This window comes from Salaquimonas pukyongi, from assembly GCF_001953055.1.
In the GTDB taxonomy this organism is placed as follows: Bacteria; Pseudomonadota; Alphaproteobacteria; order Rhizobiales; family Rhizobiaceae; genus Salaquimonas; species Salaquimonas pukyongi.
Genome location: NZ_CP019044.1, coordinates 3,192,688 through 3,213,236, shown reverse-complemented (window position 1 = coordinate 3,213,236; position 20,549 = coordinate 3,192,688). Strand labels below are relative to the sequence as shown.

18 protein-coding genes, 1 tRNA gene and 1 pseudogene are annotated in these 20,549 nt (G+C 57.5%); 7 read left to right on the top strand and 13 right to left on the bottom strand.

The genetic code is table 11. The annotated features are described in order from the left end of the window. Nucleotides 1-27: 27 nt before the first annotated feature. From xth to tesB, 6 genes are all read right to left on the bottom strand, one after another. Entirely contained in the window at nucleotides 28-831 is an 804-nt protein-coding gene (gene xth, locus BVL55_RS15510; RefSeq protein ID WP_075998229.1) for an exodeoxyribonuclease III, read from the bottom strand. A 132-nt stretch (nucleotides 832-963) separates the two neighbouring features. Further along, a complete protein-coding gene (locus BVL55_RS15505) occupies nucleotides 964-1,602 on the bottom strand; it encodes a LolA family protein (protein ID WP_162841529.1) in 639 nt (212 codons plus the stop codon). A 100-nt stretch (nucleotides 1,603-1,702) separates the two neighbouring features. Continuing rightward, the gene (locus BVL55_RS15500; RefSeq protein WP_075998227.1) at nucleotides 1,703-4,396 is read right to left on the bottom strand and encodes a DNA translocase FtsK; all 2,694 of its coding nucleotides are present in this window, start codon (nucleotides 4,394-4,396) and stop codon (nucleotides 1,703-1,705) included. Between the two features lie 309 nt (nucleotides 4,397-4,705). Beyond that, nucleotides 4,706-6,091: an ammonium transporter gene (locus tag BVL55_RS15495; RefSeq protein WP_083649579.1), complete on the bottom strand. Its 1,386-nt coding sequence runs from the start codon at nucleotides 6,089-6,091 to the stop codon at nucleotides 4,706-4,708. Nucleotides 6,092-6,127: 36 nt separating this feature from the next. Next, nucleotides 6,128-6,466 carry a P-II family nitrogen regulator gene (locus BVL55_RS15490; protein WP_075997651.1) on the bottom strand — a complete coding sequence of 113 codons (339 nt, stop codon included), beginning with the start codon at nucleotides 6,464-6,466 and terminating at the stop codon, nucleotides 6,128-6,130. Nucleotides 6,467-6,723: 257 nt separating this feature from the next. After that, the gene (tesB, locus tag BVL55_RS15485) at nucleotides 6,724-7,605 is read right to left on the bottom strand and encodes an acyl-CoA thioesterase II (RefSeq protein WP_075997650.1); all 882 of its coding nucleotides are present in this window, start codon (nucleotides 7,603-7,605) and stop codon (nucleotides 6,724-6,726) included. Between the two features lie 89 nt (nucleotides 7,606-7,694). On the opposite strand from tesB, the gene BVL55_RS15480 reads away from it, so the two are divergent. Next, nucleotides 7,695-9,008: a ubiquinone biosynthesis hydroxylase gene (locus BVL55_RS15480; protein WP_075998225.1), complete on the top strand. Its 1,314-nt coding sequence runs from the start codon at nucleotides 7,695-7,697 to the stop codon at nucleotides 9,006-9,008. Nucleotide 9,009: 1 nt separating this feature from the next. On the opposite strand, the gene BVL55_RS15475 is transcribed toward BVL55_RS15480, so the two are convergent. The 4 genes from BVL55_RS15475 to BVL55_RS15460 form a co-directional block, all read right to left on the bottom strand. Beyond that, complete coding sequence (locus BVL55_RS15475) at nucleotides 9,010-9,237, bottom strand: Trm112 family protein (RefSeq protein ID WP_075997649.1); 228 nt, start codon at nucleotides 9,235-9,237, stop codon at nucleotides 9,010-9,012. A 61-nt stretch (nucleotides 9,238-9,298) separates the two neighbouring features. Beyond that, nucleotides 9,299-9,970 (bottom strand): LON peptidase substrate-binding domain-containing protein, encoded by a 672-nt coding sequence (locus BVL55_RS15470; RefSeq protein ID WP_075997648.1) that lies wholly within the window; start codon nucleotides 9,968-9,970, stop codon nucleotides 9,299-9,301. Between the two features lie 254 nt (nucleotides 9,971-10,224). Then, entirely contained in the window at nucleotides 10,225-11,271 is a 1,047-nt protein-coding gene (gene trxA, locus BVL55_RS15465) for a thioredoxin (protein ID WP_083649578.1), read from the bottom strand. 22 nt (nucleotides 11,272-11,293) lie between these two features. Beyond that, nucleotides 11,294-11,845: a prolyl-tRNA synthetase associated domain-containing protein gene (locus BVL55_RS15460; RefSeq protein WP_075998223.1), complete on the bottom strand. Its 552-nt coding sequence runs from the start codon at nucleotides 11,843-11,845 to the stop codon at nucleotides 11,294-11,296. A gap of 244 nt (nucleotides 11,846-12,089) precedes the next feature. On the opposite strand from BVL55_RS15460, the gene BVL55_RS15455 reads away from it, so the two are divergent. Beyond that, nucleotides 12,090-12,164 (top strand) — tRNA-Gly (locus BVL55_RS15455). Between the two features lie 10 nt (nucleotides 12,165-12,174). Here the strand turns inward: BVL55_RS15455 and BVL55_RS16665 are convergent. Both BVL55_RS16665 and BVL55_RS16760 read right to left on the bottom strand, forming a co-directional pair. After that, on the bottom strand, nucleotides 12,175-12,423 hold the full coding sequence (locus BVL55_RS16665; protein ID WP_156892575.1) for a hypothetical protein: 249 nt from the start codon (nucleotides 12,421-12,423) through the stop codon (nucleotides 12,175-12,177). Between the two features lie 85 nt (nucleotides 12,424-12,508). Further along, on the bottom strand, nucleotides 12,509-12,724 hold the full coding sequence (locus tag BVL55_RS16760) for a hypothetical protein (protein ID WP_162841528.1): 216 nt from the start codon (nucleotides 12,722-12,724) through the stop codon (nucleotides 12,509-12,511). Between the two features lie 139 nt (nucleotides 12,725-12,863). Here BVL55_RS16760 and BVL55_RS15450 point away from each other — a divergent pair, with 139 nt between their 5' ends. The 3 genes and pseudogenes from BVL55_RS15450 (at nucleotide 12,864) to BVL55_RS15440 (ending at nucleotide 16,256) form a co-directional block, all read left to right on the top strand. Further along, nucleotides 12,864-14,246 (top strand): YadA-like family protein, encoded by a 1,383-nt coding sequence (locus tag BVL55_RS15450; protein ID WP_162841527.1) that lies wholly within the window; start codon nucleotides 12,864-12,866, stop codon nucleotides 14,244-14,246. Further along, nucleotides 14,243-14,905: a hypothetical protein gene (locus BVL55_RS15445; RefSeq protein WP_156892574.1), complete on the top strand. Its 663-nt coding sequence runs from the start codon at nucleotides 14,243-14,245 to the stop codon at nucleotides 14,903-14,905. Before BVL55_RS15450 ends, BVL55_RS15445 begins: the two co-directional genes overlap by 4 nt. 397 nt (nucleotides 14,906-15,302) lie before the next feature. Beyond that, nucleotides 15,303-16,256 (top strand): annotated as a pseudogene (locus BVL55_RS15440) (IS481 family transposase). Here the strand turns inward: BVL55_RS15440 and BVL55_RS15435 are convergent. Then, nucleotides 16,253-16,939, bottom strand: a complete 687-nt coding sequence (locus BVL55_RS15435) for a Crp/Fnr family transcriptional regulator (RefSeq protein ID WP_075997645.1) — start codon at nucleotides 16,937-16,939, stop codon at nucleotides 16,253-16,255. The pseudogene BVL55_RS15440 and the gene BVL55_RS15435 sit on opposite strands and share 4 nt — an antisense overlap. Before the next feature lie 160 nt (nucleotides 16,940-17,099). On the opposite strand from BVL55_RS15435, the gene BVL55_RS15430 reads away from it, so the two are divergent. Next, nucleotides 17,100-17,843, top strand: coding sequence for a sulfite exporter TauE/SafE family protein (locus tag BVL55_RS15430; protein ID WP_075997644.1), 744 nt, complete (start codon nucleotides 17,100-17,102; stop codon nucleotides 17,841-17,843). Nucleotides 17,844-18,115: 272 nt separating this feature from the next. Then, nucleotides 18,116-20,446, top strand: a complete 2,331-nt coding sequence (locus tag BVL55_RS15425; protein ID WP_156892573.1) for a putative bifunctional diguanylate cyclase/phosphodiesterase — start codon at nucleotides 18,116-18,118, stop codon at nucleotides 20,444-20,446. Nucleotides 20,447-20,549: the final 103 nt, after the last annotated feature.

Below are 20,549 nucleotides of genomic sequence, written 5' to 3'. Positions count from 1 at the left end.
GGCCGGCAGCGGCGGTGCGCACATGCACTAATCCAGGTCGAAGCGGGCGATCACCGGGACATGATCGGAAGGCTTTTCCCAGCCACGGGCCTCGCGAAGGATATCGATGGATTGCAGGCTTTCGGCAAGTTCCGGTGCGCTCCAAATGTGGTCGAGGCGCCGGCCCCTGTCGCTGGCTGCCCAGTCACGGGCGCGATAGCTCCACCAGGTGTAGACCTTTTCCTCCATGGGAATGTGCTGGCGGATCAGGTCGCGCCAATCTCCACGGTTCATGACATCAATCAGGCCCTCGGTTTCCACCGGTGTGTGGCTGACGATCTTGAGCAGTTGCTTGTGGGACCACACATCGTTTTCATAGGGCGCGATGTTGAGATCACCCACCAGAATGGCCGGGCGTTTTTTGTCGATTGAATGCAAGGCTTTCATTTCGTCGACAAATTTGAGCTTGTGGTCGAATTTCGGGTTCTTGGCGGGATCGGGCTCGTCGCCACCTGCGGGCACATAGAAATTGTGCAGATTGATGACCTTGCCGCCTGCTTCAAAACAGGTGGCAATGTGGCGGGTGTCGCCCATCAAAACGTAGTCTGTGGAGTTGATTTCAGAAAGCGGCCGCTTCGAAATGGTGGCAACTCCATGATAGCCCTTCTGGCCGTGAACGGCCTGATATTCATAGCCCAGCTTGTTGAAGATCTTGGCCGGGAACTGGTCGTTCATGCATTTGATTTCCTGCAGGCACAGAATGTCAGGCTGATGATCCAGCAGGAATTTTTCGACAAGGCCGGCTCTCAGCCGGACTGAATTGATGTTCCAGGTTGCGATGGAAAGCGGCATGGAAAACTCCATTTACGGGAGCCGCAATCTGGCGTTTTGTGGCGGGCGGTTCAAGACAAAGAAAAAAGCCGGGTGACATTTCCCCGGCTTTTACCGAATTTTGGAACAGGCCTTCAAGCCCGCAAGCCGGGTTCAGTTCTTGCGCTTGTACTTTGCCTTGTTGATCTGAAACATCCGGTTCGACAGTTTCACATTGTTCTCGACGTTGAACACCGAGACCGAGGTTTCCTTGCCCTGGGCATCCTTGATGGTCCACTGGCGAAGTTCAAAGGTCTCCGATTCAAATTGCAGCGTGATGATAGAATCGCCGAAAATCTGCTTGTCGCCCAGAACAACCGTGGTCAGCTCGCCATTGACCTGAACATCCAGAATGGCCTTGTCACCAATGTTGAGCTGATCGTCGAGCAGCAGCTTTAGCGGTGTGTTCTTTAGAGGATAGGAATCAAACGTTTTCAGCTTGTTGTTGATCACCATTACCGCAAGCCCGTTGGAGACCACCTCGATCGGAGATGGAGCCTCATAGTCAAAGCGGACCTTGCCGGGGCGCTTGATGGCGAAAGTACCGCTGCTCTGCTCGCCTTTCGGGCCGAACTGCAGAAATTCACCCTTCATTGTGGGAACCCTGGCATAGTGTTCGCGCAGCGCCTGCAGGGTATCGGCGCGAATGTCTGCGGCGCCTTGAACGGCGGACAGGACAAACAGCATCGCAGCAACGATGATCCGGGACATTGCCGAAACGGTTGTGGAAGCTGACAGCGGGGTCTTGATCATTCTTGCACTCCGGCGAGCCTTGGTGTTGCCCGCAGTTGAGATCATTTGCCGGGCGAACGTGTCGCCCCTGATTGGGCCAAATCAAGGCATGACGCCCGGCCTAAATCGTCTCATCTTCGCCGGGGACGAGGATTTCCCGTTTGCCGGCGTGGTTGGCAGGACCGATCAGTCCTTCCTGTTCCATGCGCTCAATCAGGCTGGCAGCCCGGTTGTAGCCAATCCCCAGCCGGCGCTGGATGTAACTGGTGGAGACCTTGCGGTCACGCAGGACCACGGCAACCGCCTGGTCGTAGATATCGTTGGAAGCTGCCAGAGGATCGCCCTCGCCGCCTGCAGCGCTGGCTTCGCCTTCCTCTTCTTCCTCGGTTACCGCATCAAGATATTGTGGCACACCCTGGGTCTTGAGATGGCTGACGACCTTTTCCACCTCGTCATCGGCTACAAAGGGGCCATGAACGCGCTGAATGCGCCCGCCACCCGCCATATAAAGCATGTCGCCCATGCCAAGCAGCTGTTCGGCGCCCTGCTCGCCCAGAATGGTGCGGGAATCGATTTTCGAGGTGACCTGGAAGGAAATGCGGGTTGGGAAATTCGCCTTGATGGTTCCGGTGATCACATCGACGGACGGGCGCTGGGTTGCCATGATGACGTGAATGCCGGCGGCGCGGGCCATTTGCGCCAGCCTTTGAATGGCGCCTTCAATGTCCTTGCCGGCGACCATCATCAGGTCGGCCATCTCATCGATGATGACCACGATGTAGGGCATGGGCTGGAGATCGAGTTCCTCGGTCTCGAATATCGCTTCGCCAGATTCGCGGTCATAGCCGGTCTGTACGGTGCGGGTCAGGGTTTCGCCCTTTTTGCGCGCCTGTTCGAGGCGCTGGTTGAATCCGTCAATGTTGCGCACGCCCAGCTTTGACATTTTCTTGTAGCGCTCTTCCATCTCGCGGACGGTCCATTTCAGCGCGACAACCGCTTTTTTGGGATCGGTCACCACCGGCGTCAGAAGATGGGGAATGCCGTCATAGATCGACAGTTCCAGCATTTTGGGATCGATCATGATCAGCTTCACCTGCTCGGGTGTCAGGCGGTACAGGATCGAAAGGATCATCGTGTTGATGGCAACCGACTTGCCCGAGCCGGTGGTCCCGGCGACGAGAAGGTGGGGCATCTTGGCAAGGTCGGCGATGACCGGTTCACCGCCAATGGTCTTGCCGAGTACCAGGGCAAGTTTCTGTTTGGTCTGCTCGTAGTCCTTTGCGGTGAGGGTTTCACGCAGATAGACGGTTTCACGCCGCTGGTTGGGCAGTTCAATGCCGATGGCGTTGCGGCCAGGGACAACGGCAACACGGCATGCAATGGCACTCATTGAGCGTGCGATATCATCGGCAAGGCCAATAACGCGGGAAGACTTGATGCCGGGGGCGGGCTCGAGTTCGTACAGGGTTACCACAGGACCGGGACGGACATTGATAATCTCGCCCTTGACACCAAAGTCCTCCAATACTCCTTCAAGGAGACGTGCATTGGCTTCCAGCGCTTCAGCCGAAAGGGAGGCATCCTGCACCAGGTTTTTGGCCTCGCCCAGAAAGGAAAGCTGCGGCAGTTCGAAACTTTCGGTCAGCTTAAGAGATTGCTGCGCCTCCCGGATTACCCTGGTGCCCTGTGCGGGTTTGGGGGCGGGGTCAGAAACCCTGCCGGAAGGCTGTGCGGGGTCCGAGACCGGCGGGGTTTGCTCGGCCCACTGATCTGCGGCACCGCCGTCTTCGGTGTTCGGGTTGTAGACGGTTTCGCCATAACCGGGTGCCGTCCGGGGTGCGGTGATAAACGATGGATCGTCCTGAGCGCCGGGTATATCGGTACCGGAAGAAAATTCCGGCTCGCTGCGAATATCCTGATGGAACTCCTCCAGCCCGTCATCAGGCGGCGCCGTCAGCTTGGTCCACATCGCACCGATGCGGCCGGCAATTCCTGGTGTACGACCGGTCTGCGAATGCGCAGATGGCTGCTCCGGAATTTCGTCTGACCCCTGATCATGGGGGTGATGTGAAGACGGGATACGGGAATGTTTGCGGCGGCGTTGCAGCACGCTGCGAGCCACGAGCCAGAAATGAGCCAGCGCACCGAGGAGCCAGCCGGAGGTCTCTTCCTCCTCAAATACTTCGCCGGTTTCCGAATCAACGGTGAGCGACTTGTTACGGTTGTTGCGCATCAGCAGACCGGAGGCATACAGGGCGAGCATCGTTGCGGGCACCGTCAGCACGACAAACAGCATTGCTGCGGTAATACCCGATGGATAGCCGCCAAACATCATGGCGGGAAGCTTCAGGATGATGTCGCCGGCAAGGCCGCCAAGACCTGAGGGAAGCGGCCAGCTTTCCGGACGCTGCAGGCAGGCAAGCGCAGCCGTGCTGGCAAGAACGGCGGCGGGCCATGCCGCTGCGCGGCGGCGGAATGCGCCGATGGGTTTTTGTATCAGCTTGAGCCAGCCCCAGACCGCCGGTGGAACGATGAGAACAAGGGCGGCGAGGCCGAAAAACTGAAGGGCAAGATCGGCAAATACGGCGCCCCATGCGCCGCCCGCATTCTGCACTTCACGGCCGTTGGCACTTGAAAGGCTTGGATCGTCAACCGACCAGGTTGCCAGGCTGGCAAAGGCGATGGCAACGGCAATCAGAACCGCCAGTCCCAGTATTACACCGATCTGCCCGGAAAAACGGCTGGAATAGGTTTCACCCAACTCCACATTGTCTGAAGAGAAGTCTGCGTGACTGGCCGTGCCGGCTGTTCGCATGGTGCGCTCCTGGGTCATTTCACCTTTTTGGCGTCAAGGTGCTGAAATGACTTTTCCGTCCTGTTGTGTTGGTGCGTTCGGTTTTCCGGCGCCGCCCGCAAACCCGATCCGCCGAGGCCGCTGACATGCCTGCAGGAGGCATTGCGGCCAATAATCCGAAGCCTAGCGGGGGAAGGTTAATCACCTGTTAACCATGGGTAACCGGGAGCGGGAAAATGAAAGAAAAACGGGGACCCCGAAAGGTCCCCGTTCATGTTTGCAGGACAGGCTGAGCCCGGGGATGTAAATCCCCGGCCGGCCGGCCGGCTTCTAGTTGATGGCGAATTCGGGATAGGCTTCAACACCGATCTCCGCCTTGTCGAGGCCGATCATCTCTTCTTCCTCCGATACCCGGATGCCGACAATGGCCCTGAGCGCCAGCCAGATGATTGCGGAAGCAACAACGGTGAAGGCGCCATAGGCAAGGATGCCGACAAGCTGAACACCATAGGAGGTTTCCGAATTGGAGAGCGGCACGATCAGCGTTCCCCAGATGCCGGCAATCAGGTGGACCGGAATGGCACCCACCACATCGTCGATTTGCAGCCTGTCGAGCAGCGGCACCGTCAACACAACGATGACGCCGCCAACGCCGCCGATGAACACGGCCTGCAACACGCTTGGGGCAAGCGGTTCAGCGGTTATCGCCACCAGGCCGGCAAGCGCGCCGTTGAGCGTCATGGTGACATCAACCCGCTTGTAGATGAGCTGTAACAGGACCATGGTAACGACCACACCTGCCGCGGCTGCCATGTTGGTATTCACGAAGATGCGGGACACGTCCGAAACATCGCTGATCGTACCCATGGCAAGCTGGGAAGCGCCGTTGAAGCCGAACCAGCCAAGCCAGAGGATGAACGTGCCAAGCGTGGCAAGGGGGATGGAAGAGCCCGGCATCGGGGTGACTCGCCCGCCCTGATATTTGCCATTACGCGCGCCGAGGATGATGGCACCGGTGAGCGCTGCCCAGCCGCCGACCGAGTGAACTAGGGTTGAACCGGCAAAATCGGAGAAACCCATTTCGGACAACCAGCCGCCACCCCACTGCCAGGAGCCGGCGATCGGATAGATGAAGCCCGTCAGCAAGACCACGAATGCGAGGAACGGCCATAATTTGATGCGTTCGGCGAGGGTTCCCGATACGATGGAGGCCGCTGTTGCGACAAAGACCATCTGGAAGAACCAGTCGGATGCCGTTGAATAGCCGGTGTCTAGCAGCGCTGCCGGGTCGGCGTCTTTAAGGCCAACGGGATCGAGATCATAGATCAGCGAGAAGGATCCCATGTATCCACCGTCCACGCCGGTATACATGAGGTTGTAACCGATCAGCCAATACATAAGGCCGGCTATCGAATAGAGCGCGATGTTTTTGGCGCATTGCATGGAAACGTTCTTGGAGCGCACCAGCCCCGCTTCCAGCATGGCAAAACCCGCCGCCATCCACATGACGAGAAAGCCGCCGATCAGAAACAGCAGGGTGTTGAAGATGTAGGCGGTATCAGCTGCCATCGCAGGTGCGGGAGCGGTGGTTTCCTGGGCTGATGCGCCTGGAGCCAGCAACAGGAATGTGGTTAGGCCGGCAAGCAGCAGACCCCGATATTGCCCTTTTGGCAGCGGGGTTGCGCCTGCGGGAAAAATGGTGGGTTTCAATCGCATGATTCAATTCCTTCGTTTGTCCATCAACCGCGGCGCCTAAAGCGCATCGGTGTTTCTTTCGCCGGTGCGGATGCGGATCGCCTCTTCAAGGTCGAGAACAAAAATTTTGCCGTCGCCGATCTGGCCGGTTCTGGCAGTTTCTGCGATTGCCTCGACAACCTTGGTGGCGGCATCCTTGGTGACTGCAATTTCCAGCTTGAGTTTGGGAAGGAAGTGAACCGCGTATTCCGCCCCCCGGTAGATTTCCGTATGGCCCTTCTGCCGCCCGTAACCCTTCACTTCGGTCACGGTCAGCCCTTCGATGCCGAGGTCCGTCAGCGCTTCGCGAACGGCGTCAAGGCGAAACGGCTTGATGACCGCTGTTATGAGTTTCATGTCTCACCCATTCATGCAGGAGCCTGCGCGATGGCCGGCTCGCTTGGTTTGTCTGCCCTGTGAGCCAAAGGTCACAGGCGTGAACGGGTAAATGGAATCAAGCGCCGTGCCAGTTTGCGAAAAAACTGGCAACACCTTGAAATTATTTGGTAATTATTCTTCTATCGGTATTAGCTATGCCGCAGCGCAGAAAAATCAGCCTAAACATTGTGCATCACCGGGGAGGTGATGAAATATTAAGCACATGGCAATGACGGTCAGGTGCTGCTTTTGTGCGCGGGGTCGCGAAGCCGTATCAGCCCTTCCTGGGCAGCAGATGCAACCAGTTCGCCATCTTCGGAGTATATGCTGCCGCGGGTAAACCCTCTTGCCCCGGAGGCATTGGGGCTGTCCTGGGTGTACAAGTGCCATTTCTCCATGTTGATGGGACGGTGGAACCACATGGCATGATCCAGGCTTGCGACTTGCAATGCGGGGTCAAACACGGCCCGCCCGTGGGCATACAGCGATGTGTCCAGCAGGGTCATGTCGGAAGCATAGGCAAGCACAGCGGCCTGAACGGCGGGATTGTCCGGCAGGGGGCCGGTTGCACGAAACCAGACGTGCTGGCGCGGTGGCAGCTTCTTGCGCGAAATGTAGTGGGTCAGGTCGGTCGGCCGCAATTCTATCGGCCGTTCGCGTTGCCAGTATTTGCGGACATTCTCCGGGGCGTGATCGATGAACTGCTCGGCGAGTTCCTTTTCGCTGGCCAGCTGTTCGGGCCGGGGAACATCAGGCATGTCGATGGCATGTTCCAGACCCCCTTCCTCGATCTGGAAGGAAGCGGACATGGAAAAGATGGCATGGCCGTGCTGGATCGCCACCACGCGGCGGGTGGTGAAACTGCCGCCGTCGCGAATGCGGTCCACCTCATAAATGATGGGGTTTTCCGGATCGCCGGGCCGCATGAAATAGCCGTGCAAGGAATGTACCTTGCGCTCGGCTTTTACTGTTCTTTGTGCTGCGACCAGTGCCTGGCCGATTACTTGTCCCCCGAACACCCGCTGCCAGCCAACCTTCGGGCTGATGCCGCGAAACAGGTTTACCTCGATGGGTTCAAGATCAAGGGTGGACAGGAGGGTTTTGACAGCTTTCGACAATGCAGAAGCCTCTGTTTAAAAAGATGTGCGACGATATGGAACCTACGCCATGATCGACTTGAACGGGCGCTTGTCGTAGCATGACGGCCATGAATAGCAAGAACTCCAAAAGCACCGCCCGCGCGGCAAAATCCGAAAGGGAAAAGACCGCCGGTCAGCCCTATGACATTGTCGTTGCCGGTGGGGGGTATGTTGGTCTCAGTGTGGCGGTGGCGATTGCCGAGCAGTCACCCCGAATGCGGATATTGGTGGCCGAATTTGCCGATGAAAGTGCGCTGGAACGCGATGAGCGGGCATCAGCAATCGCCGCGGCCGCATGCCGGATGCTTAAGACGCTGGACGTGTGGCGGGAAATCGAGGCCGATGCCCAGCCCATCCACGAGATGATCGTCACGGATTCAAAACTTACCGACGTGGCAAGGCCGGTCTTTCTGACTTTCGGCAAGGCTGCCAATGGGGATGATGCGGGCGGGCGGAAACCGGCTGCACTGGACGAGCCGTTTGCCCATATGGTTCCCAACCGCACCATGGTGCGTGCGCTGCGCAGGCGTGCTGCCGAGCTTGGCGTCGAACTGCGCTATTCAACCGGTGTTTCCTCCTTCAGCGAAGGCGAGGCTTCGATGGGGGTGATGCTGACCAGTGGCGAGGTGGTGCAAAGCAGGCTTCTCGTTGCTGCAGATGGCGTGCGTTCGAAACTCAGAGAAATGGCAGGAATCAAGATCGTGCACTGGCCGTACGACCAGTTTGGCATCGTTACCACCGTTGCCCACGAACGCGATCATCACGGCAGGGCGGAAGAACATTTTCTGCCTGCCGGTCCATTTGCCATTCTGCCGCTCAAGGGAAAGCGCTCCTCGCTGGTGTGGACTGAAAACAGCCGCGATACCGAGCGGTTGATGGCGCTCGATGATTTTGCCTTCGAACTGGAACTGGAACGCCGTTTTGGCCACAAGCTGGGGGAAATTTCGCTGGACGGGCCGAAGAAGGCCTTTCCGCTCGGCCTGACGCTTGCCCGGGAGACGGTAAAAAACCGTTTCGTGCTGGTCGGGGATGCAGCCCATGGGGTGCATCCAATTTCCGGGCAGGGGCTTAATCTTGGCTTCAAGGATGCCGCTGCGCTGGCAGAGACGATTGTGGAAGCAGACCGGTTAGGCCTTGATATCGGGCTGTTGTCGGTGCTGGAGCGCTATCAGATGTGGCGGCGGTTCGACACGGTGCGGATGGGCGTGACAACCGATGTGCTGAACCGGCTGTTCTCCAACGACAACCCGGTATTGCGCATCATGCGCGATGTCGGGCTGGGAATGGTGGACCGGATGCCGGGCCTGAAGAAAGTCTTTATTGCCCAGGCCGCAGGCAACCAGCCGGGCAATCCAAGGCTGCTGCGCGGCGAGCCGATCTGATTTACTTTTTGCGCTGTTTCTTGTTTGCCAACCCTGCGATTTCGGCCTCAGTGAGCGCCCTTGCTTCGCCAGGTACCATGATGGGGATTCCATCGCGAATGGGATAGGCAATCCGTGCGCCCGGCGAAACGAGTTCATGGCCCTTTCGCGACAGGGACAAAATCCCGCCCGATACCGGACAGACCAGCGTGGTCAGAAGATAAGGGTCGGGCTTTGGTGTATCGGGCATTGTTACAGATTACCCGCCTGCCGGGAGATTTGAAAGCGGTTTGGTAGGCAGTGCGTGCCGGCTATTGGATGGCCGTGCTTCCACCATCCCTTGCCATGGCAATTTCCGTGATCGCGATCAGCGTTTCGGCGCGGGTGTTGAGATCGTCTGCTTCCAGAAGCGCCTGCTTTTCGGCAGGGCCATAGGGCGACATCATGCAAAGTGCGGTGACGAGCATTTCGTCGTCGGTTTGCTCGACGGCTTCCCAGTTCGCGTCCATGCCGTTTGCCGCAAGGTATTTGCGCAGCGTATCGATCAATCCCTCGCGATCGTCCAGTTTCACCGTTTCATCGCCGCCGCCAAAGTCGAGGTCGCTTTCCGATATGGTGAACCTCACCTGCCGAAAGCCGTTGAGGGGCGGTTCTTCCTTCTCGATACTGAAGCGGCAGATGCCGGTAAGATTGATCGCATAGCGTCCATCACCGCTTTCCTGAAACGCTGTCAGCCGCCCGATGCAACCCATCTTGCAGAGCGCAGGGCGGGCATCCCCGGGATTGGATGCGGGATCGGGTTGAATCATGCCAATGAGCCGGTCGGTGGCCAGTGCATGTTCGGTCATCGCCAGATATCGCGGTTCGAAGATGTTCAGCGGCAGGTTGCCTCCCGGCAACAGCAGTGCACCTGCAAGTGGAAATACCGGAATGACGTCCGGAAAATCCAGAACTGCCAGATATTCTGCATTACCAGCTTTCATGATGTTGCTTCCGGTTACAGCAGTTACTCACGGGAAACCACAACCCGTCTGCAATAGAGCGGTTTCCAGTCAGAAAGATGGGGCAATTTCACCTGAACTCAAGGGCAGATGCCAGCAAGGTGATCGACTTAATTCAGACTACTTTTGCGTTCTGTCAGAAACGGACATCAGAAACGGACAATGATTTTGTCCGGTGAATCTTTATGCACAGTCAGTTTTTCCGACCCAGCCAAAATCTGAGTTGATCCGGCAAATCAGGAGAACAGGAGCGAGGAGAGCTTGCGCCGCGCAGCCAGGGTTGCCGGATCGGCGGGCCCCCATGATTCAAAGAACTTCAGGAGTTGCGAGCGGGCACCATCGTCCTGCCATTCCCTGTCCCGGGAGATGATTTCCAGCAGGTGACCGGCGGCCTCTTCGCGCTTTCCTGCACCGTTGAGCGCAATGGCCAGGTCAAAGCGTGCCTGATGATCGCCGGGGTCTGCCGCAAGTCTTGCTTCAAGTTCGCCAAAATCACCGATTGAATCAGCCTGTTCGGCCAGTTCAATGGCTGCGCCCAGGGCTTCCAGGCCCTGATGCCCTGAAACACTACCTGCCATTTGCAGGACAGATTTTGCCTCGTCGATTTTTCCGTCCTTCACCAGCAGGTTGCCATAGCCGGCAAGAGCGTCGGCATTGTCGGGCTGCTGTTGCAATATGGCGCCGTAAATGCCGGCAGCTTCTTCGGTTTGTCCCTGTTCGGCGAGGCCTGAAGCAGTTTCCAGCGCTTCCTCCAGCTTGGAAGGCCCGGAAGGGCCTGCCAGCTTTTCGATGAATTTGGCAATTTCCTGTTCGGTTCGCACGCCCATGAATGCATCCTTGGGCTGGCCGCTGACAAAGGCGACCACGGCGGGAATGGACTGTATGCCCATCTGGCCTGCCACTTCAGGATGCTCGTCAATGTTCATTTTGACAAGCCGCACCTTGCCGCCGGCCTTTGCGACGGCAGCTTCCAGTGCCGGACCCAATTGCTTGCAAGGACCGCACCAGGGCGCCCAGAAGTCGACCAGCACGGGTGACGTCTTCGAGCCCTCGATGACTTCGGTCATGAACTCGGCGGTGGAAATGTCCTTCACCGGCGCCGGCTCAGCCGGTGTTCCCAAGTCAAGGGTTACAGAAGACGGGGCCGGTTGCCGTGTTCCCAAGCCTGACAATGCACCACCTGCATCCGCGGTGCTGTGGTCCGCTTCATCCTGTGCCGGTTTCTTTTCGTAGTTCACACCGGCTGAAAACTGATTGCCGAATCCGTATTTGTCTGTGCTCATGGCGGGTATCCCGTCTTTTTGCTCAATCGCCCTGCGTTTCCGACAGCCGGATCACCTGAGGCGGGTGGCCGACATGTTCAAGAAAGCGCAGCAAGTCTTCCCGGGAGATGGTGGTTGTCTTGTCGTTGATCAATGGGTGGCAGTTGATCTGATCGTTTTCCAGCAGCGGTTCGTCGATGATGACCTTTACCCGGTTTTCATGATCGTTCATGGGGGCAAATGCGTTTACCGAACCGGGCGCAACACCAAGCAGTTCCATCAGCTTTTCCCCATTGCAGAAGGAAACACGGCCTTGAGCGCCGATCAGCCCATGGATCCGGTTAAGCGGGATCCTGGCATGATTGCCGGCAACAATCAGGAAGAAATTGCCCTTTTTGTCCTTTACGAACAGGTTCTTGGTATGACCGCCGGGGATCGTTGCGGTGACATGCTCGGACTCTTCCACGGTGAAAACCGGTTCGTGATGATGGGTTTCGTGTTCGATACCCAGTTCATCGAGAAGGCAGAGCAGTTCCTCCGGTGTTGCCGGCTGCCGGTTGCTGTCTGTGGCTGCTACTTTCGTATCTGAACTCATCAATTTCCCGGATTTGCTGTCTGCAAGGTTTGAATTGCGGTGCCCTGTTTGGGCGGGATCAAAAAACATGTCAACCATGGACCAGCCTGCCGCTGGAGGCGGCCGAGCCACCAACAGGGATGCTTTACCATAGCGGGTGAAAATTCTTGTTAGTGTCCATTCAGCGCCAACAAAGTGGTTGCAATCAACACCGGATTCGGCCATAGAGGCGCGGTCGCAAGCACATGTGCATGCGGCGTGTTGAGCGGGTGTAGCTCAGGGGTAGAGCACAACCTTGCCAAGGTTGGGGTCGTGGGTTCGAATCCCATCGCCCGCTCCAGTTTTTCTCTTCATATTTTAAAGAAACCATCAAATCCGGCCGGATGGCGCATTGCCATTGGCTTGAAGCCGCCAGTGGATAACCACGGGCCTGCTTGCCAAATTCGCGCCAAATCAGATAGGGCTTGTTCCGGGTATCGGGGCAGTTGTTTTGGTAATTGCGTTTGATTTGCAGCCCTTATCTGCTGCAGCCCCTCCAAGACCAAAAACGAGACTCCTTCTGTCAACGGGATAAGGCGGGTTGGCATCAGGGAGTCCATATGGTCACCAGGGGGATGAATCGGTGCCAGGACAGGCCGCACTTCGCCACAGGGTCAGAAGCTTGGCCCGCCAGTATTTGGATTTTCATGAATCCGCCAACCGGATTTTCAATTTTTTAAACCGGATGATCTGCGGAACGGTGAGGCCGGTTGCCGCCTCTTTCGCTATCTTGGGCGCGTTCCTTTCTTCCGCGGCCCAGGCAGGAACCGCGCCAGCCTCCGTTAAGCCGAGCACGACCCAATACAACAATGCCAGCCTTGGCAGCACCGTGTGTGCACAGCAGTTGAACGATGCCATCATCGACAGGGCCCGGGCCGGCCGGACGGCAGATGCCGGAGCGTTGGCCCTCGATGTCATCGGATTATCTGCGGAGCAAATCACGGCCATTGATCCAACCGGGGTGTCTGAGGCTGTAGCAATTTCCGCCCAGGTTCTCGCCTTGACAGGAACACCTGCGGTAGATCTCGGCGCGACCTTGTCGCCTGCTTCCCCGATCGGCATCTCATCCATCAGTTTCCCGTCAATTTCGATTGCCGGTGGAACCATCACGATTCCCAGCGTTCCTCTTTTTCCGGGCGCCCAGCTGCTTCCCGGTTTTGCACCAGCTCCCGCTCTTGAAGCCAGTCTGGATATTCCTGCCACCACCGGCGCAATCGCCGCATTGGACATTGTCAAGCAATCGATTGATCTCGACGAAAAGGCGCAAGATGTACCGTTCTGCGATCAGGATTTCGTCGGCACGGTTCGAGTGTTGAACGCCGACCTCAGCCAAGGGGCAGCGGGTCCTGGCCTGGATGTTTCCGGCAAGGCGTTGTTCCGGGGGGATGTCGACATCGATCAGAACCTGTTGCTTGATGGTGCGGGAAGCTCGGTACGGTTTGAAAACGGCATCTCCATTATCGGAGGAACCTCGGGTCAGACTGCAATGGCGGGCACGTCAAGCTCAATCGCGATCGGTGGTAATTCAAATGCGGTTGGGGTCAATGACCTGGCGGTTGGAACGGGCGCAACGGCTGATGGTCCGGGAGCAACGGCGCTTGGTGCCGGTGCATCTGCAACCGCAGAGTCCGCGGTTGCGGTGGGTTCCGGCGCCCAAGCCACGATGACCGGGGCAATCGCAATTGGTGGAAATGCCCGTGCAACGAACGTGATGGCGGTGGCCATTGGCCAGGGGGCGATCGCTTCCGGTTCGACAGCAGTTGGCGGCGGTGCAGTTGCATCCGGCGCAAACGCCGCCGCATTCGGCATGTTTGCGATGGCCACCGGCGCCAATTCGACGGCGCTCGGTGAAAATTCAGCTGCCGGGGGTACCGATTCCACTGCGCTTGGTGAAAGCGCGTCTGCAGCACAGAACAATACAATTGCAATCGGCCGCGGCGTGACCACGGTGCGTGCCAATCAGGTACTGATCGGCAATGCGCAAAACACCTATTCGGCGCCGGGGATAGCATCATCGGCAAGCCTCGCTTCCCAAGGGGCTGCTGTGGGGGTTGTTACATCCGACGAAGCCGGAAACCTTGCTGTTGATCGTAACCTGTATAATCAGGTCAGCGGCATTTCGCAGGAGCTTCAGTCAATTCGTTCCGATGTCGATACAAACCGTGCAGGCATTGCAATGGCAATGGCTTTGCAAACACCCTGGGTGCCGGAAACCAAGCAGTACTCCCTGAATTTCTCGACCGGCTTTTTCCAGGGAAAACAAGCCGGCGCCTTGTCGCTTGCCGCACGGGTGAACGATATCATTCAGGTAAATGGCGGCTTGGCGATGGGCTTCGACAATCGCGACCTTGGGGGAAGAATCGGAGTAACGGTGAGCTGGTGAGGCCGGGATATTGTCAAAACAGGTTTGATAAACCTCCAAATGGCCTGCTTTTCGCTCGAGTTTTTTTCTTCCGGCTATGTCTTGCGGTGATGCTTATGCCGGTTTTTGGGGCATCTGCAAAAGGTCAGGACGTTCAACCCGGTTCCATTGATCCAGCAGTGGCAGAAATACTGGTCCGGGACATATTGATTGCAGTCAACCAGGCAAACTGGACCGGAAATTACACCGTATTGCGTGATCTTGCGTCCCCGAATTTTTCGATTGTAAACGACTCCTCAAAACTCGCATCGATCTTTGAGCCGATACGCGCCCAACAGTTGGACCTGCGGCCTGTTCTGGCTGTTCCCGCCATTTTTCAGAGAAATGTGATCATCAAGGCGAGCAATCAGCTGCAGCTTGCCGGATACTTCCCCACGCTTCCCCGCCATATCCGATTTGAGATGATTTTCGAGCCTGTTTCAAAGCACTGGCGGCTGCTGGGTGTTGGTGTTGCATCCGCAGAGCCGGCGGACCTTGCCGCTCCATCTGCCAGACTGGGCGTCTCTGACACCAGGGGCAGTGTGCTCGAAGAAGCTCCGGCCTCTCAAGAGAGAAAACCAGTCGATGGCATGGGAGCGGTCCCCATACCCAAAAAGCGGCCCACGGCGAATGCGAACTAGCTCGAAGTGAGCCCATTTTCACCCTATTCTTGCAGAACGCGGCGGATTTTGCCCCTGGCATCGTTGAAAACCCCTTGTGGCGGGGCCATCCATCCTGCGAGGGTTTCGACGATGCCAGCGCAAAAGACACCACAGGTGATGCAATATCATGTTGAATGCCTTTTGTTTTCTGTAATCGCCTGAACCTGGTTCCCGGGTCTTTGGGCTGCGTTGCAAAACGCTGAGAGTACCTGCACTGCTGCGCTTTTTGCGCCTTGCCGAAGACCCGGTAACCGGCGTTCAAACGAACCCATCCAACCAGGACACGCTCTAGCTGTGAGTTCTCACCAGGTTGTTCACTCGAACCCATTCTGAAAAGCTGAAGTTGCAAACCATCAGTGATCAGGAGAGGGACCGAATGAACATCCACAAGAATGCCCGTTTGACGCCGAAAGGTCGAGAGATATTGATCGAGCGCCTTGAGCGCGGAGAACATCCTCGCGAGGTGTCCTGCGCGATGGGGGTGAGCATACGCACAGTCTACAAATGGCGGCAGCGTTACCGCCTGCATGGCCGTGCTGGTCTTGACGACCGTTCCTCACGCCCGTTTTCCAGCCCGTCCCGCACGCCGGCCAGCGTCGAGACACGGGTCGTGGCGCTACGCCGCGACAAGCGCATTTATGACCGGATTGCCGCCGAGACCGGCCTGTCGCGTGCAACGGTTGCTCGCATCCTTGTGCGCCACGGCCTGAACCGGTGGCGCGATCTGGAGCCGACCGAACCGGTGATCCGCTATGAACGCGAGCAGCCCGGCGAACTGATCCACATGGACATCAAGAAGCTCGGCCGCTTCTCGTGCACCGGCCACCGCATCACCGGCGACCGGCACGGCCAGTCCAACGCACGCGGCATCGGCTGGGAGTTTGTCCATGTGGCCATTGATGATCATTCAAGGCTGGCCTTCAGCCAGGTGCTCGACAGCGAAAGGAAGGACTGTGCCATTGCCTTCCTGAAAGCCGCCGTCGCCTGGTACAAGCGACACGGCATCACCACCCAGCAGGTGATGACCGATCGCGGCTCATGCTATCGCTCAAAAGCTTTCAACCAAACCTGCAAGGCACTCGGTATTCGCCATATCTACACCAAGCCGTACTCGCCAAAGACCAATGGTAAGGCAGAACGCTTCATCCAATCATCCTTGCGCGAGTAGGCCTATGCAAGCGCTTATCCAAACTCAGAACGGCGAAAGGCCGAACTGCCGTAATGGCTGCACCACTACAATTGGCACCGCCCCCATGCCGGCATAAATAGAAATACGCCAATCAGCCGATCAGGGCTCGGCGTGAACAACCTTATGAGACTCCACAGCTAGCTACCTTCCCAGCCTTCGGAAATGCGATGCTGTAATTCGGCGACATTCGAAATGATGATGCCGCCGCGAGCCTTCTCGATGTGGCCGTCGCGTTCGAGCTGGTTCAATTCGCGCGAAACCACCTCCCGCCTTGTGCCGATGCGCTCTGCCAGTTCACGCTGGGTGGGCGGCGGCGAAACGATGCGGTGGTCGGGATTGGCGGAGCGGACGCGCGACAGCCGCAGCAGTTCCGAATAAAGGCGGTGCTTTGCCTGCAGAAACGAATGCTCTGCCAGCCGCATGTTCAAAGACCGGATGCGTGCGGCGAAAAGCTGCATGATTTCCATGGCAACTTCCGGCGACTCCGACAAAATGGTTCTGAAAACCGATGCGGGCATGGTGCAGATGCGTGACCTGGTCAGGGTGGTCACATTTGCCGAACGGGGCGAGTTGTCGATCGCGGAGATTTCCCCGAAAAACGAGCCTTCCGACATCTCGCCAAGGATAACCTCCTTGCCGACAGCAATGCGTATGATAACCCGTACGGCCCCGGTAACGATAAAGCGGACATCGGTGCTGGTGTCTTCTATGTCAATGACAAGTTCGTGCTCGCCGTAATCGCGCCAGGTGCAACTGCTTGCGAAACGGGTGGATTGCTCCGGGGACAGGGAATGAAACAGCGAAATCCCTGAAAGGTCCTGCATGAAACGCCCTTCACTTGCGGTACCGATCAGGGCAATAGTGCATGATTTTCCCGCCCAGACCAACCAAAAACACCATTGGAGCAACATTTCACCCGGCTCACCTGTCAGGCGGCAGCAATTCAGGCTCCCATCCTGTCCGGCTTTCTGAAATGGTAATGTGATGATTGAACAGCTTCCCTCCTTGCTGCTTCTGGGTCTTGCGCTTGCGGTCGTTGTGTTCGCATCCGTGCTTCAGGCTTCAGCGGGCATGGGGTTCGGGATGGTCGCTGCCCCCTTGCTTGCGCTGATCGATCCGCTTTTGTCGCCGGCACCGATCCTCATCACCGGCCTGGTTGTCGCCTTCTGGGGCGCCTGGCGCGAACGCAGCAATATTGCGGGCGAAGAGATTGTTGCCGGGCTGGTCGGCAGAGTAATCGGGTCCTTTGCCGCCTTTCTTCTCTTGCTGGTCTTCAGCGACGAACATTCGTTTTATGTCCTGTTCGGCGTCCTGATCCTTATTGCCGTGGTTCTTACCGCGCTGGGCAGGCAGGTGGCATTTACCCTCACCAATCACTGGGCGCTGTCCACGGTATCCGGCCTGATGGGCACGATCACCTCCGTCGGCGCACCACCGATGGCAATCCTCTATCAGGGGCAGCGGCCGGCAAAGATACGCCCGACGCTCAATGCGCTGTTCTTTGTCGGTTGCGTTACGGGCCTTACCGGTCTTGGCATGGCGGGCCGGCTGGTGGCGGCGCATGCAATCCTGTCAGCGATCATCTTTCCCGGTGTTTTGGCAGGAATCTGGCTGGCGCGGTATTTCAGAACCGATAATGCCTCAAGGCTGTCAGCGGTCATGCTGGGAGTGTCGGGAACGGCCGCAATCGGGCTGATTCTGAAGGGCGTTGGCGGATTATCCGTATAGGTCATGGCACGCCTTGACCCTTCGCGTTTCCAGAAGAACGCCGCATGAATTCAGGGCGCTGATTTAGTGATGCTCTCAGACCTCCTGAATGCAACAAAACCTGAATTGCCCAAGTCTCCACTGTTGTTTTGCGCGGGCAAGGCGTTTCATACCTTGGCCAGCTTGTTGTTCCGGCCCGTTTCCTCCGGCGGCAAATTTACCATTTGATCACCAAATTCATCTACGAAGGTAGTTTGATCGATCCTACAGCCGTGGGAGGTCTGGATGGGCGAATGTTGTTAACCGGGAAGTATAATGACGATCCACGTCTGAAGTCGCTTCCACTGGAAGTGTACGACACGGTCGTGCGATCGCTGCATGGCGACAGCCGCACCCTGTTTGCGGGCAAGTCGGCAACGATGTTTGCCGCATTTCTTGCCTGGTACAAATCGGGTGAGACGGCCCTTTTCTTCTGTTTTTGCGCCTTGGTGCTGCTGGCGGCAATGCGCGCGCTTCACATCGTTCTCTTCAATCGCAAGTACGGCACGGTTCTCAATCATGCGGCTCTAAAGCAGGCGGAGTTCCGCTACCGCATCCTTTCAGGCGCCTATGTTGCCATGCTGGGCGTTATCTGTTTTGTCAGCCTGGCTGTCACGAACGATGCCGTGGTTCACCTCATCCTCATTTCGGCGACCCTGGCCAACGTTGCCGGGATTTCCGGCCGCAATTTTGCCAGCCCCAAGGTCGTGAACCTGCAGACCATGGGCGTCACGATACCGCTCATTCTCGGCCTGTTCCTGTTTGGCAGCCTCTACCACATCCTGCTGGGGTGCCTTCTGCTGCCGTTTCTTCTCGCAATTCAGTCGATCTCGATGCATCTGAGAGCGACGCTGCTGGAAGCGACGTTTCAGGCGCTCGACAACAAAACGATCGCTGACCGGTTTCAGGTGGCGCTGGAAAATGCCTCCCACGGGATGGCGATGATTGACAGTGACGGGATTTTTCTGGTCGTCAACGAGCGGTTTGCCAAACTGTTCGGCCTGCCGAAGGACTTCAATCTTGTCGGCTCCAGCCTGACCGAACTGACGGTTCAGACCATGCAGAGCAGCGGCACCCCGCTGATCCATGATACGATCATCTCAGAGCGCATCCGCCAATGCCTGGTCGGCGGCAAGCGTACCCAGTTCACTCATTCCCAGCCCAACGGAGTTACGGTTGAAGTAACCTTCAACCCGATGAGCGAAGGCGCCGGTGTGATCGTGCTGGAAGATGTTTCCGATCGTGTCAAATCGGAAGTGGAAATCCGCCAGCTTGCCAATTACGACCCGCTGACCCATCTGCCGAACCGCCGCCATTTCACCTCTCTGGTCAAGGCGCGGATCGAAAAGGAAGGCGACCTTGCAGCATTCTCGCTGTTTTTTGCCGACCTCGACAATTTCAAGGCCATCAACGATTCCCTCGGCCACCCGATTGGCGACAAGCTGCTGTGCGCGGTCTCCCTGAGAATGAAGTCGTGCCTGCCGGAAGGCGGCAGCATCTGCCGCTTTGGCGGCGACGAGTTCGTCATTGTGCTGCCGGGCGTTACGGAGAAGGAAGATTGCGAACGCTTCGCAGAGCGCCTGATTGCCGAAGTTTCAAAGCCGGTGCTGATTGACGGTCACCTGATGATCGTTGGTTCAAGTGTGGGCATCTCGATTTGCCCGGACAATGGAATCGACTTCGACCAGCTACTGAAAATGTCCGATGTCTCGCTTTATGAAGCGAAGTCGAAGGGCCGGGGGATGCACTATTTTTACTCTGACTCCCTCGGTGAAAAGATACGCCGGCGGCGCGAGCTTGAAGTCGATTTGCGCCGTGCCGTGCAGAAGGGTGACCTGTCGGTTCACTATCAACCGCTGATCGATCTGGAGACGCGGCAGATCACCTGTTTTGAGGCATTGGTTCGCTGGAACCATCCCAAGCTCGGCTTTGTTCCGCCATCCGACTTTATTCCGATGGCAGAGGAAATCGGCCTGATTTCCAAGATCGGCCGCTTTGTGCTGGAAACGGCAACAGCAGAATGCGCCACCTGGCCGAACGACATCAAGGTGGCGGTCAATGTGTCCTCCCTGCAGTTCCAGCAAAGCGATGTTTGCAGCGTGATTTCCACCGCATTGCGCAAGAGCGGGCTGGCCACCAGCCGGCTGGAAGTGGAAGTCACCGAATCTGCCGTGCTGGACGATCTGAAGGAAACTTCTGCGACCCTGCGCACGCTGGCTCAGGGTGGCATCCGCATTTCACTGGATGATTTCGGCACCGGCTTCTCCAGCCTCAGCTATCTTCACCAGTTGCCACTCGACAAGGTCAAGATCGACCGATCCTTCCTTGAAAGCATCCGTGAAGACGAACGTTCTCTCATCCTTCTTTCCGGCGTGACCCACATGGCTGCCGATCTCGGCCTGCAGGTTGTAATCGAAGGCATCGAGGAAGAAGATCAACTGGCCATTCTGCGCGGCAAGGTGCACGTCAACCAGGCGCAGGGATATCTGTTCGGCAAGGCAATGCCTGCTGAAGCTGTCCGCGAACTGCTGCGCGATCAAAATCCCGCCCGCACTGCGGAAGACCAGGAGCGGGTGGCCGGTTAGTTTACCGCAGCGCTTCGACCTGAAAACCTCTCTTCTGCTTTCCAGTCCCGCTGGCTGTATATCTGCCCGCAAGGCTCTTCCCGCCTCAATGCCCGGGTTTGCC